The organism is Moraxella bovis (assembly GCF_002014975.1).
In the GTDB taxonomy this organism is placed as follows: domain Bacteria; phylum Pseudomonadota; class Gammaproteobacteria; order Pseudomonadales; family Moraxellaceae; genus Moraxella; species Moraxella bovis.
Map to the genome: position 1 here is coordinate 147345 of NZ_MUXV01000002.1, position 14924 is coordinate 162268.

General features: G+C 43.8%; 8 protein-coding genes. 2 read left to right on the forward strand and 6 right to left on the reverse strand.

Annotation, left to right across the window (positions count from 1 at the left end):
* Positions 1 to 1127: autotransporter outer membrane beta-barrel domain-containing protein (locus tag B0182_RS00870; protein ID WP_158079586.1), on the forward strand; the 1127-nt coding region annotated here is incomplete at its 5' end.
* Positions 1128 to 1637: 510 nt separating this feature from the next.
* Here B0182_RS00870 and ccoP read toward each other — a convergent pair.
* The 4 genes from ccoP to ccoN are packed head-to-tail and all read right to left on the reverse strand — an operon-like array spanning position 1638 to position 5036.
* The gene (ccoP, locus tag B0182_RS00875) at positions 1638 to 2720 is read right to left on the reverse strand and encodes a cytochrome-c oxidase, cbb3-type subunit III (RefSeq protein WP_078273131.1); all 1083 of its coding nucleotides are present in this window, start codon (positions 2718 to 2720) and stop codon (positions 1638 to 1640) included.
* On the reverse strand, positions 2717 to 2896 hold the full coding sequence (locus B0182_RS00880) for a cbb3-type cytochrome oxidase subunit 3 (protein ID WP_078273132.1): 180 nt from the start codon (positions 2894 to 2896) through the stop codon (positions 2717 to 2719). The genes ccoP and B0182_RS00880 overlap by 4 nt, the downstream gene beginning before the upstream one ends.
* Complete coding sequence (gene ccoO / locus B0182_RS00885; RefSeq protein ID WP_078273133.1) at positions 2896 to 3534, reverse strand: cytochrome-c oxidase, cbb3-type subunit II; 639 nt, start codon at positions 3532 to 3534, stop codon at positions 2896 to 2898. The genes B0182_RS00880 and ccoO overlap by 1 nt, the downstream gene beginning before the upstream one ends.
* An 11-nt stretch (positions 3535 to 3545) precedes the next feature.
* Positions 3546 to 5036, reverse strand: a complete 1491-nt coding sequence (gene ccoN / locus B0182_RS00890; protein WP_078273134.1) for a cytochrome-c oxidase, cbb3-type subunit I — start codon at positions 5034 to 5036, stop codon at positions 3546 to 3548.
* Between the two features lie 615 nt (positions 5037 to 5651).
* On the opposite strand from ccoN, the gene B0182_RS00895 reads away from it, so the two are divergent.
* The gene (locus B0182_RS00895) at positions 5652 to 6035 is read left to right on the forward strand and encodes an SCP2 sterol-binding domain-containing protein (RefSeq protein ID WP_078273135.1); all 384 of its coding nucleotides are present in this window, start codon (positions 5652 to 5654) and stop codon (positions 6033 to 6035) included.
* A 75-nt stretch (positions 6036 to 6110) separates the two neighbouring features.
* On the opposite strand, the gene B0182_RS00900 is transcribed toward B0182_RS00895, so the two are convergent.
* A complete protein-coding gene (locus B0182_RS00900; protein ID WP_078273136.1) occupies positions 6111 to 7031 on the reverse strand; it encodes an OmpA family protein in 921 nt (306 codons plus the stop codon).
* 76 nt (positions 7032 to 7107) lie between these two features.
* A complete protein-coding gene (locus B0182_RS00905) occupies positions 7108 to 14634 on the reverse strand; it encodes a YadA-like family protein (protein ID WP_078273137.1) in 7527 nt (2508 codons plus the stop codon).
* Positions 14635 to 14924 lie beyond the last annotated feature (290 nt).

Here is a 14924-nt window from a genome sequence, read left to right on the forward strand (position 1 = left end):
CGCCAACGCCAACGCCAACGATTGTCGGCACTTTTGAAACTGCTGTCAAGGCTCATGGCTACCATTCGTCGGAAAATTTGGCAAAAATTTTGGATAAATCAGTGGCTGATAGAGTGGCGAGTAATGACAATGATTTGGCAAATAGCTTGATTGCTGACACCATCAATTACAACCAAGCAAACCTTGCCAGCCTTGCCAACAATTTACAGCCCCTGCTCTCAGGTTCGGTTAATCGTATTGTTGCCGATAGCAGTCATGGTTTTGGCAATGCCATTTTTGAGCGTGCCTTTGACCCCAATAGAACCATTTGGGCAAAAGCCATTGGCAATAATACCAGCCTTGACCAGCATAGTAGTGGCTTGACTGGATTTAATAGCAATGAAACAGGTATTATTGTTGGTGCTGACACCGCCATGGCTAACAACAGTCTTGGTGTTGCTGTTGCATACAGTCAAAATGACATTGACAGCAAAGGTTTTGTCAATCACAATGCCAAAGCTGATACCGTCATGGGTTTTGTTTATGGCAATCACCATATGGATAAAACAACCGCTCACGTTCACATTGGTGCAGGGGTGGCAAATATCGATGGCGAGCGTCGCATTGCTCAAACAGGTTTAGGAAATGGTCGTATTGCCAAATCTGATTACAACATCAACATCATCCAAGCAGGACTTGGTATCTCTCATCAGATTGGCACCCCTGACCGTCATATCACTCCCTTTGCCAAGATGGAATTCACCCAATCAAAATCAGACGGCTATACTGAGGCAGGGGCAGATGGTTATAATCTTGCCGTACAAAAAGCAACCTACCAAAGCTTAAAAAGCACCATTGGTGTGCGTGGGCATAATGCCATTACACCGCGTCTAGCCCTAAAAAGCATGCTCTCGGCAGGGGTAGACAATGGAGACGTCCGCAGTGATATTCATGCTGAATTTACAGATTTTGCCAATCATGGCTTTACAGTAACTGGTCATGACATCGGTAAAACCTTTGGTGCAGTGGGTCTTGGCATGACCTACAAGCCCAAAGCCAACACTACTTTATCGCTTGGCTATCAAGGTCAATGGCGTAAGAACCATGACAATCAAGGAGTCGTACTAGGCTTTGAGATAAAGTTTTGATTGGTAATAAAAACAAAGAGCTGTCGCAATGACAGCTTTTTTTATGATCTATTCTCAATCATACAAGTCCCTGATTTATCAAGGGTAAATTACAGCCCACGCCTACAACCAGAAAACAACCAACCAGTAATCAATAAGCCACCATGTTAAGTTGAGATTAAAAATTTTGGCTCTGGTTCAAAAAGTATGCTACAAAGAAAACCGTTCGTGATAAGCTTGGGAAGCCTAACGGTTTTCCTACCCGCAGGCAGGCTCAGGGCGAACAGAAAACCTAGTTTGGCATACTTTTTAGACTACTACCAAAATTTTTTATACATTTGATGCTTATCACAGGCTCTATCAGGGCTGACTGTGCACACCCTTTATTGGCGTTATTCAAGATAAGACCTTACCACACATCATTAAGTTTGTGGTAACTTTAAAGTTTCTTAGGTGTAAATTACTTTTACTTTATTAACTTGCATAAAAAAGACCTTGCATGAAGGTCCTTTTTATGCGATTGACAATCTATCATTCAACAGGGTTTTGTGATAGTGAACGAACATAGGCAGCAAGTAGCATTATGCGCTCGTTCCCTAGCTTGGTTTGCCACTCAGGCATCACACCAGCACGACCATGACGGATGGTGGTTTGTACAGTTTCACGGTCACCGCCAAACAGCCAAATATCATCTGTTAAGTTAGGTGCACCAAATGCAGTTAGACCTTTAGCGTCAGCACCATGGCATAGCACACAGTTTGCCTCAAAGATGGCTTTACCTTGTGCTACTAGCGACTGATTAAGCTCGCCATTGTCCACGCCCGCACCATGCCCACTAGAAATAGATAAAACATATTCAGCAGCAGCACGAACACCAGACTCACCCAGTTGTTTTTGCCATGCCGCCATCGCACCAACACGACCGTTATGAATGGTAAGCAAAATCTCACCTGCATTACCACCATGCAGCCAATCATTATCAGTCAAATCAGGATAGCCTGTTGCACCTTTGGCGTTAGAGCCGTGGCACAAAGCACAGTTTTGTAAAAATAGGCGGTTACCTACTTTTTGTGCTTCTGGGTCACCTGCCAGCTTATCCACATAAGGGGCAAGCAATTTAACCTGCTCATCGATTTTGGCTTGCAAGTCTGAATCAGGCTCAGCATTTTTGCGTTGCTCAGCTTGTAGCTCAGAGAGTTTTGCCAATACAGGTACAGCATCGGTTGCACCAGCTACCGCCAAGATGTTTTGCTCAAAGTTTTCGGTAAAAACTTTATTGTTGGCTTGTAGTTGGCTATTTAGCTCGTTCTCTGATGTCCAAGGCACCTGCTGACCATCAACTTCTACGGTTGTGAAGCCTTTCCAACTATTTGGCTGGATTGAAGGGTATAATAAAAAATATCCTAGACCCCAAGCCAAAGTCCCAAAGAACACCGCAAGCCACCATTTTGGCAAGGGTTTGTCATATTCACGAATGCCGTCGTATGAATGTCCTGTTGTCTCATCTTCTTCTAGCACAGGCTTGGTTTTTAGAGTCCAAACAAGTACCCCAAAAATAAAAACCCAACAAGCCAGCGAAAAGATGGTAATCCAAGAACTCCAAAAAAAGCTCATTGTATATCCTTAGTGCGTTGTGATGACAATTTTTCTAATTGATTGTCATCTAACGCAAGTTGTGCATCTTCTTCAAAGCGTTTTTTGTTTTTTGGTGAGTATGCCCACCACGCCACGCCGATGAAAGCAATAAATGCCATCACCGTTGCGATACTATGTAAAACGCCCCAATTCATTAGCGTTGACCTTGCATGGCAATACCAAGCTGTTGCAAGTAAGCGACCAATGCATCAAGCTCGGTTGCCCCCTGTACTTGGTCAGGCGCCGCTTCAATGTCAGATTCGGTATAAGGCAAGCCAAAACGGTCTTTAAAGATACGCATTTTTGATTGAACCTTACTGCTATCGACCTCATTCTTGGCAAGCCAAGGATAGGCGGGCATGACAGATTCTGGCACCACCGAACGTGGGTCAATCAAATGGTCAATATGCCACTGGTCAGAATAACGACCACCGACACGGGCAAGGTCAGGACCGGTACGCTTAGAACCCCACAGGAATGGATGATCCCATGTGGATTCAGCGGCACGACTATAAGGTCCATAACGCTCAACTTCGGCACGAAGTGGACGAATCATCTGAGTGTGGCAGACGTGACAACCTTCACGGATATAAATATCACGACCTTCCAACTCTAACGCTGTCCAAGGACGCATGTTAGGAAGTGGTTTATTCACACCGCCTTGCTCTGGTGAATTTTGGTCAAAAATCAATGGATAAATCTCAACCAATGTCGCAAAGCTAATCGCAATCACAATAAAGACAACGAGTAAGCCGGTGTTTTTCTCAACAATTTCATGTGTAATGTTAGACATGGCTACTCCCCTTATGCTTTGACAGCGTCATTATCAAAGACTTCTTCACGACCTGTATTAACCTCTTCAGGCTCAGCAAGATGCTCAGGAATACTAGGCATCTTAATGGTCTTATAACAGTTATAGGCCATCACAAGCATACCACCAACATAAAGCAGACCACCCAATGCACGCACCACATAAGGCCAATGTGATACCACGACAGTTTGGATAAAGTCATAAGACAATGTACCATCATCGTTGGTCGCACGCCACATCAAGCCTTGGGTAATGCCCGAAATCCATAGAGCGACAATGTACAGAACCGTACCTGTCGTTGCAAGCCAAAAATGCACTGTGATAAGGTTGGTTGAGTACATTTTTGCTTTGTTATAGATACGTGGCAGTAGTACATAGATAGAACCGATGGTAATCATACCTACCCAACCGAGCGCACCAGAGTGTACGTGTCCGACCGTCCAGTCGGTGTTATGACTGATGGCGTTTACTTCTTTGATAGATAGCATTGGACCTTCAAAAGTACTCATCGCATAGAATGACAATGCTACAATAAGGAAGCGAATGATTGGGTCGGTACGCAGTTTATCCCAGCTACCAGATAAGGTAAGTACACCGTTAATCATACCACCCCAAGAAGGAGCGAATAGAATCAGCGAGAATACCATACCCAAAGACTGAGTCCAGTCAGGCAGTGCCGAGTAATGCAAGTGGTGTCCGCCCGCCCACATATATGACGCAATCAAAGCCCAAAAGTGAACAATGGATAAACGATATGAATACACAGGGCGACCAACTTGCACAGGAATGAAGTAATACATCATGCCCAAGAATGCTGCTGTTAAGTAGAAACCTACCGCATTATGTCCATACCACCACTGCACCATGGCATCTGTTGCACCGCCATAAAGTGAATATGACTTCCAAAGACCCGCAGGAATGGCAAGGTTGTTAACGATATGCAAAAGTGCAATGGTAATGATAAATGCCGCAAAGAACCAGTTGGCAACATAAATATGCGATGTTTGACGCTTGATGAGCGTGCCAAAGAATACAATGGCATAAGCCACCCATACCAAAGCAATGGCAATATCAATCGGCCATTCAAGCTCTGCATACTCTTTGGCGGATGTCAAACCTAATGGTAGGGTAATCACCGCTGCCACAATAACCGCTTGCCAACCCCAAAAGGTAAACCAAGCAAGATAAGGGGCGAACAGTCTGGTCTTACAGGTTCGCTGAACAATATAATAAGATGTTGCAAAAAGTGCCGAACCCCCAAACGCAAAAATCACCGCATTAGTATGTAGCGGTCTTAAACGCCCAAAGGACAGCCAAGATGTATCAAAATTAAGTGCTGGCCATGCAAGTTGCGATGCGATGAACACACCAACCGTCATACCAACGATACCCCAAAATACTGCCATGATGGTAAAAAGACGAACAATCGTAATTTCGTATTCATGGTCAACGGATGGGGCTACTGCTGTTTTAGATAGACTCATGGGATAGGTTTCCTGTGCAGCCCGATTTGTGTCGTTGTTTGATGAGATTAATCATCAAATTTACGTTTTTTAACTATATTTGTCTATTGTAACGCAAAATTTGCCAAATATCATCATCCAAATCCGCTTTTAGGAAAAAACCTTAAAAAAATTAAGGAAAAAATAACAATCAAACAATGACCACAATCTTTCCTATGACTGGCTTACTCATGATGAGCTTGGCTTGCGTTAAATCCACACTCACAATAGGGTATTGTGGCGGGTTTTTCACCGTGTATTATACAACACAATTGTAAGTTTTCGGGCATGTTTTGTAAAAAATAAATGAAAATTTTCACATTTTTTAAAATTTTTTTGTAACTCTTGCCAATTTTTGACGATTTTAATCAATTTTTTTAATCAAAAAAGACAGCTTTTTATTAAGTTTAAAAACTTTCACCAAACCTATTTGGTTTTTATAAAATAAAAATTTAATCATTTTTTACTTATTAATTTAATTTTTAAGAGTAAAATTGATGAAAATTTGATGAATTTTGTGGTATTTTTATAAAAAGCCTGCTTTTCAAATCATTTTTGTTTTATAATGAGCCATCTTATTTATCATCGAGTTATTTTATGGCGAAATTTTTAAGCCAAGCATGGTTTGAAGAAGTTCAAACTCTCAATGCTAAAGCAGGCGATTTATATCTACCGCCCAGCCTTGCCAACCTTATTGTCAATGTCAGCATCACAGGTGACGACCCTAAAGAGCTACACTTAAAAGCAGGTAAATTGGGTCAGCATCACACCAATGATGCCGTTAGTACCATCAATATCGACAGCGACACGCTCGCCCAAGTCATCTCGGGTAAAGATGTTAATGTTGCCCTAGAAGCCTTTATGATGGGTAAAATCCGCATTGATGGCGACATGTCAGCGGTCATGGCACTACAATCTGCCAAGCCCAGTAGCGAGCAAAAAGCACTTTATAAAGAAATTTTGGGTGTGACAGAGTTTTAAGCTTTTAACCATCAGTTTTTTATAAACTCCAAAACAAAACCCTGCCATCAGACAGGGTTTTGTTTTTAGGGATGATTACTGACCATCATTAAAATTTTGATACGTCTCACCTTGGCGGATCTCATGACGTGAACCATCATTAGCAAATGCATAAACAGTAACGTCAGCTTCCACACGGCGGTTTGGTTGCAAGCATTTAATTTGCTCAGCTCTTGGGGCATTGACATCACAGATGACATGCGGTAATGGCTGAGTTCTGCCCGCCCCTGAGGCAGTCAGCGTGCTTGATGTCACGCCTTTGCTAATCAAGTATTGGCGAACCGTTTGGGCACGAAGCATGGATAAGTTCATGTTATACATGTCATCGCCATAGCGGTCGGTATGACCTGTTAGGTTTACACGGCTGTCGCCACCTGCTTCCCATGCGATGAGCTTGGTGGCAAGTTTATCTAGCTTAGCACGCCCTTCTGGGAGCATGTCTTCTAATTTCCACTTATCAAACTTAAATAGCGCGTCAGCCTCAAGGGTGATTTTTTCTTTGATAATCGGTGCTTGGGTGATGACAGGCGTTGCCACAGCAGTCGTATTTGGGGCAGGTTTGGCATAATTGGCACAATCAGCAGGCATCCAGTAAAATTCTTGACCTTTAAACTTATCATCAAAAATCACTTTATACTGACAAATCTTAACCGAGTTGTCCGCTTGGTAAAACTTCATGATATAGTCCCACTCGCGAGCACGATTTGCTTCGTTAAAATGTGGACGACCGATAAGCTGATATAACTCATCTTTGGCAACCCCTGGATGAATTTTGGAGAGATTTTCGCTGTTGGGGAATTGACCGTTTTTTTGCCATGCCTTATCAAGCTGTGGGAATACGATGTCGTCTTTGTTATCGATGGTGCCATGCTCTGTGATGTTTGAGCTTAACTGCCTGGTACCCATGCAACCTGTCAGTGCCAACACAGACAAGGATAAAAGTGCTAATTTGTTCATAATAATGTTCCTAGCTATTGTAAAAGTAAACAGGTTAAAAATTGCACACCGATTGATGTGCAATTTTTTTGTAAAATCAGAAGTGGAAGCCTGCACCCACCGCACCGCCGACGTTGCCTTGGGTGTCTGCCGAACCGCTCATCTTCAATACCCAACGACCGTTATCGGACAGCTTGGAGAAACCAACAGCTACCGCACCTTCACCATTGTAGCTGGCAATACCACCAGTTAGCATGGATTTACCTGGTAGGTAGGCTTGTGGCAAGGTGGCCATCGCCATCGCTGATGAGACACCTGCATTGGCATCGTCTTCTACATCATCAATGCGAGCGTTTAGCTGGTTGCCCATGTTGATGGTGTTGTTTGCCAAATTGGTAATGGCTTCATTGGTGTAATAAAGCTGTGAACCGTTGATGGCATCGGTTGAGGTGGGTGAAACCACACCTGCTGACACATTTTGGATTTGGCGTGTTTGACCGTTCTCTGTACCCACACTTACCACGCCAACAGGCTGAGTACCTGGAGCAGTTTGGCTGTTTTGTACGCCTGCAACATTGGCATCATTAGCACCTGCATAAGTGTAATTACCGCCATTGGCTGTGGTATGCACCCCTGTTGATGAGGATTTATCACCCAAATAAACAGAGTTACCAACCGTTACATTGACATTGTTACCCAAGATAAAACTGTTATTAGCACCAGTTGCAACAGTATTGTCATTACCCACACTGTAAGAACCATCAGCATTGATGATACTTGGGTCGCCGATGGCACCTGAGTGGTTGCCTGTCACAACATTGCCTGTGCCGATGGCGATAGATTGGGTACCAAGAGCTTGTGAGCCATTACCAATAGCAACCGACTCGTCACCTGATGAGTAGGTATTTTGAGCAGTATAAGAGTTTGTGCCGTCAGTATAAGTTGTCAAAATTGCACCCGTATTCGCATCTCTGCTGATCGTATAGGTAACATCTCCATTTTTGGCAAACCTTGTACCATCGGTTACAATGCCACTACCAATCGCTACCGAGTCATCGCCTTCCGCTACAGTCTGATAGCCGATGGCTGTTGACTTAGCACCGTTAGCTTGAGACTGTTCCGCATTCGCACCACGCCGACCACCAACACTACTTTCGCCACCATTAACATGGATATACTTAGTACCTTGCTCGTTCATGTTTTTGACTGCAGTCAATACCGAGTTGGTTTCAACCGTACCCGTACCCGCTGCATCATAAGTTTTTAATGCCTCATTTGCCGTTAAAGTTATGGGTTGTTGATTGCTTGAATCATTTGGATCTTTCTTTGGGTCAATCACAGTCGTTACTGCACTGCCATTGCCGTCCACCACATTGCCATTGATGTCCGTACCACCCACGATGTGATTGATGTTCGTGGTCGGAATGATGGCAGAGATCTGGCTTGTAACCATACTTGGTGCCACAGCCGTGCCAGAGCCGTCTTGTGCTGTGTTATAGCTGACATTACCCTGTGCATCAGTGATGGCATAGACTGGGTTGCCGCTGGCATCCACATAGGTGATTTTTGTGGTCTTGTTGTCCGCATTCACATTATAAGTCACCGTGCTGGACTTACCATCAGCAGCAGTTGTTACCACAGCGGTGGTACCTGTGCCATTAATAAAGTCTACTTTATCACTTGGGCTAACCAGATCACGCTGCTCACCATTGTTTTGCAAGTTCCAACCAGAATTATTAATGGCATTCGCCACATCGCCTGCCGTTGCAATCGCATTCGGGTTGGCTGGCGTGTTCACCGTGCCATTTGCATTACTGGTTAATGGTGTGGTATTCACTTTAAGCTCGCCTGTCGGCGTAGTATTTATCGTAATGCCATCGGTTTTAACGTCAATCGCACCTGTATTGCTATTTACCGTCAAGCCATTACCAACATTTACCGCCAAGTCAAAGGTTGTTGAGCCATCTTGAGCAACAGTCGGTGTTACAGATACTGTCTTATTTGTAGAAACCACGTTCTCTTTTGACCCTGCGACTGCTTGTGTTAGCTGACTGACGTTTACCGCGTCGGTCGGTGCTGTACCCACAGCGACATTGGTGATTTTATTGCCACCCATGTCTACGGTAGAATTCGCACCCACAGTGAGAGTACCATTTGGATTAATGGCAACATTGTTTGACGTTATCTGATTCACAGCAATGTCATCTGCCAAGGCATAAGTTACCTTACCATTGACATCTTGTTTGACAGTCAGGTTTTTGCCTGCGGCCATATCAATAACATCACCTGGGTTGATGACTTCATCATTACCCAAATCTTTTGTACCGCCATTGGCAGAAGTTTTTAGGGTAAAGCCTGAGTTATTGATGGCATTGACGATATCGCCTGCTTTAACAAACTTATCCGCATCAGCTGTTATTGGAGCATCAATCTTGCCATCATTATTGGCATCTGTTAATGTTGTGGTTTGTGGGGCTTGAGCGGTTGCTTTTAGCACACCATTTTCAATAACAATACTTGCATTATCTACATTAACATCGTATTTAACTTCACTAGACTTGCCATCAGCCGCAGTTGTTACCACAGCTGTCGTGCCTTTACCGTTGATAAAGTTCACCGTATCATAAGGTTTCACAAAGTCTTTGGCTTTGCCATTGCCTTGCAAATTAAAGCCTGCATTTAGCACATCGCCAACAGTTGCTGCGTTGTTGACATTTAAGCCTGTTGGTAAGATTTGTGAAGTCGTAACAGCGTTGCCCGCGGTGTTGTACGCATCGGTGTTGTACGTTGTTGGTAAGTTTGATGCGACATTTGCTAATGTAGTCGGTGTGGTAGTATCACCTGCACCGTTTTGCATTGATGCGATGACATCAGCAGGTTGTACGGTAGTACCTGAGCCATCTGCTACAGTGTTAAATGTGCCATCTTCTTGTTTGTATAGCTTATCGCCAGCTGCATTGGTATATACCACTGGTATTTGGGCGGTTTCGGCGATATTTTGAGCATTTACAGCGACCGTATAAGCCGTATTACCTTTATCATCTTCTGTACCCACTACAACTGTTACGCCCGTACCTGCTTTCACAGAAGATGTCTTTTCAGAGTTGGTGATGGCATTAGCAACATCGCCTGCGGTCATGACTTTGTTTTCATCGCCGGCTGCAATAGTGACGTTGCCACGAGTAACAGTCGGTGCATTTGCTTTAGCAACATCGACATTGTAAATCGTTTGACCATTACTACCTGTAGAGCTTGTTACATTGGCTAAACCTGAACCCGTAACTTCTGTCTTCGATGCCGCTGCAGCTTTTTGTACATCACCGATATTTGCTGCATTGGTCGTGACATTACCACCGCTTGCAACATTAGTGATTTGTGTATTGCCAGCGTTGATGCCTGCATTGTTAATGATGACAGGGCCTGCTGTTAGACTTGTGGTTGTTACATTGTTAAATGTCACATCGTCAGCTGTTGCAACAGTGATATCTGTACCGTTACGCGTTACTTTGATGTTTTTACCTTCAACAAAGTTCACTGAATCACCAGGGTTGACTACTTCGCCTGCATCACCATTTGCTTTAACGGTAAAGCCTGAGTTGTTAATCGCATTGGCAATATCACCTGCTGTCGCTAAGGCATTAGGATTTGCAGGCGTATTCACCGAACCATTAGTATTATTAGTTAATGCTGTGGTATTGGCTTTGATTGCACCTGTCGCTGGGTCTTTAGTGATAGTTGTGTTGTCAGCATTCACTACAACATCAAATGTTGTTGCACCTGTGGTTGCATCAGTTGTTGGATTAACAGTCACAGATTTGTCTGATGATGTAACCACTTCTTTTGAGCCTGCAACGACGTTGTTTAACTGGCTTACGTTCACCGCATCAGTCGCATCTGTACCTGCTGCAACGTTAGTGATTTTGTTACCACCGTTGTTTAGACCGCCATTAGTTAAGCTAACCGTTTGGTTTGGACCGTTAGAAATAGTGATACCGCCATTATTCATTACGGTATTACCAGCTGTTACGCTGTCCACAGTGATGTTTTTAGACAAGTTATAAATAACGTCATTGTTGTCAGTCGATTTTGAAATTGCGATGTTACCATCGGTGTTTTTCATATCCACTGTTTCACCAGGATTGACAAGGCTACCATTTGCACCTTGAGCAGTTAAAGTGAAACCTGAGTTATTAATCGCATTAGCAACTTGACCACCTGTGACAAGTGAAGTCGGTGCTGCTGCAGCTGATTTACCTGCTGTATCAGTTGTGATGTCGCCTGTAACTGCTGTGATGCTACCGTCTGCATTGACTGTTGTCGTTGTGCCATCAGTTTTAGCAGAAACTGTGTATTCAATATTGCCATTATTATCTTCAGCAGCTGCTTCAACTGTTACGCCCGTACCTGCTTTCACAGAAGATGTTTTTTCAGAGTTGGTGATGGCATTAGCAACATCGCCTGCGGTCATGACTTTACCTTCATCACCTGCTGCAACGGTTACGTTACCACGAGTAACAGTCGGTGCATTTGCTTTCGCTACATCAACGATGTAAACATCTTGACCATTATCACCTTTAGTTGGTGCTGCAACAGTTGCTAAGCCCGTACCTTTCACTTCAGTTTTAGCCTTGTTATACACTTGAGTTAATTGCTCTTGTGTTGCAGCTTGACCACCTGTATAAGTAGACGCAGGGTCAAAAGTGGTATTAGTTAAACCTGTGATTGTACCTGTTGTACCATCAATCACAACTGGTTTATCTTGACCAATCGTAACTTTATTCGCTAGACCAAAGTCAATTTGATTATCGGTAACAGTGGCAACAATGTTTTTGTCGGTGCTAGTATATTTAACTGTATCACCAAGTTGGACGTTGTCTTTGTCTGTAATGCCTGCACCAAGATTGTCAGCTGTAATATTAAAACCTTTAGCAATGTTATCCGCATTGGTTTTGATATTCGTTGCGTTAGTCTCTACATTTTGGTTGGTAGTATATAGCTGTGAGCCATTAACTGCATCTTTACTGTCAGCCGATAATGTCGCAGGGCTAACATTGGTGATTTTTTTATCACCTGCATTGATGCCTGTCGTTGTTACGCTTGGGCCATTTGTAATGGTTAAACCGCTGTTATTAACCTTTGTATCGCCAATAGTTAAGCTACCATCTTTACCAAGGTCGACATCTTTAGCCAACTTGATATTCAACGTATCAGTACCATCAGCTTCTACACCAATATTGCCATCAGTTAAATCACCTGTAGCATTACCTTTAACATTTAGTGTTTCGCCTAAATTACGCTCAACATTTGTACCTGTATCGCCTGCAAAAGTAATTGGCTTTTGAATTTCGGTATTTAGTGCTGTTAATGCGTCGCCTACATTATTGATAATAGTCGTATTTGCACCATCTGCAGTAGTTATACTATATCTAGGTGCAGTTAGACTACCATTTGGATTTACAATAACACCACCGCCAAAATTATTCGCCGTTGTATTTGCTAAATTACCTAAAGCTTCTTGGGTTAAATAAAGCTGACTGCCGTTAATCGCATCGGTAGAAGTGGCTGAGATTTTGCCTGTAGCAACATTGATAATTTGACGCTCTTTGTCAGTCGCACCAACAGAAACCACACCGCTGTCTACTTTGCCAACACCTTTAAAATCACCATAAGTAATACCATTAACAACAGCTTGGGTTTCTGCAGTTGCTTCACGGTCGGTAGAGCCAGCACCAAGCACTACGCTATTGCCTTGACTGGTTGTAACATCACTACCCAGTACGAATGTATTTGCTTGTTGAACGTTATTACCCCTACCGATAGCGACAGATTTTTCACCATTCACATAATTAAGCGTACCCATTGCAATCGCATCGTCTGCGGTAGCGCGAGTGCCGTTGGCATTATGCACGCCATTTGTTGATGAGTTGTCTGTCGCCACGGCACCAATCGCAATCGTGCGTTTTCCTGTGGCTTGTGCCGAATGCCCCACTGCAAATGAACCATCTCCGGTGGCAGATGCCACATTGCCGATAGCGGTCGCATAACTACCAGACGCCACCGATTCACGCCCCATAGAAAGCGTGCTATTGCCTGTTGCTTGTGCCCCCTGACCAACAGCGATACTATTATAACCTTTGGCGGATACTGCTGAACCCACGCCTACTGCATAAGTACCTTTAGCTTGGGCATATCCACCAATAGCAGTTGCCCCTTTTCCTGCAGTGGCTTTATCGCCCAATGCCACGCCATTTACCGATTGAAACACTTTGATGTTTTGGGAAGCCTGCGTGGGTGCTACGGTGTTATGGTCGGTTGAAAAATTAGGATTTTGTCTAAAACCAATACCTGGGTTAGAACCATTTGTAACAGTTGCTCCTTTACCAATCGCCACAGAATTGCCTTCAGCACTAGTATCTTTATCACCAATCTTAATCCCCTGAGCATCATCAAACTGTAGGCTTGACAAGCCCTTGATGTGCGAGCTTAGCTCCACCGAGACGGTGTTATTGGCGGTGTCAATGGTGGTAACGATGTTTTTGGTGTCGGTACGAGTTTTGGCTTCGGTATCTTTTTTCTCTGTTTTGTTGTCTATTTGAGCGGTGGTATCTTTGCCTTTGATGCCTAGCACGCCATCGGTCATTGTTTTGGCTTTGTCTTTTTCGGTGGCTTGGGTGGCTGTATCGGCAGCCGTATCTTTATCGGCAAAGTATTTGGCAGGGCTGGCAAGCTTTGCCACCGCTTTTAATTGTGCCACATTGACCGCATCGGTATCAAGGCTACCTGCCGCCACATTGATGATTTGGCGAGTGGTTGTGTCATTACCTACCGACACCGCACCGTTGTCTGTGCCTTTGACGGTGGCAAGTACTCCGGCATCGTCTTCAATCGGTGAATATACGCTAGTAGCATCAGGAGTGGTTTTTGCAGTTGTGCCTTTTGCCAACCCTGAACGGTCAGCAACCGAGCCACTGCCTATTGCCACCGCCCCCACTTGATTGGCTTGGGTGTTTGCACCCAGTCCTATGGCATTTTCTTTCTCAACCTTACTTACTGCACCGATAGCGATAGCGTTTACAGCAGGTTTGGCTTCATCTGCAACTGGATTACCCTTGAATATCTTCGTGCCACCTGTTTGTGCGTTACTACCAATTGCGATAGAATTTTCGCCATTAGCGACAGCATTACTGGCGATGGCGGTGCTGTTATCGCCATAGGTTTTTACCTCAACGCCCAAGGCGGTCGCTTGATTACCATTGGAGCGAATGTTTGAGCCGATGGTGGTACTTCCTTTGCCATTGGTGGTAATACTATCGCCGACCGCTGTAACTTTTGACTCTCCATTAACGCTTTTACCGATAAGCACCCTGTCTGCCATGCTTTGGGTGTACCAATCAATACCCTTGCCATCTATGATTAGTGTATTATTATCTAACCTAGTTGTGCTTTCAATCTGTGCCTGTGCCACGCCTGCCAATCCTAGGGCGATCACCAGTAGCGACAGACGCCATACAGGGCGAAATATCTTGGTACGCAGACTGCCCTTGCCTTGGGCGCGGGCGTATTCGCAGACGGCTTGGAAGGTTTTAGTGGATTTGTTATAAATCACACGATAGATGTTGTTCATATTTACCCTCTTAAAATGATGAGTAGGTGATGGATGATGATTTGTCTTAATTTAGCAAAAGATATTAACACGTTAACAAAACCAATACAAAGATTTCGGGAGCATTGCCAAAAAATGTCAGTCCTAATTAATATTTTGTCAATGTCTATCAATATCTTGTCAAACTGATGTCAAGATTTTTAAAAAATCATAAAAATAAATCACAATCAAAAATACATGAAACTTTATAACAAATATCATGTTCTAACAATGCTCGACAAAGCCCACACCCTTATTAGAGCGTGGTGGTT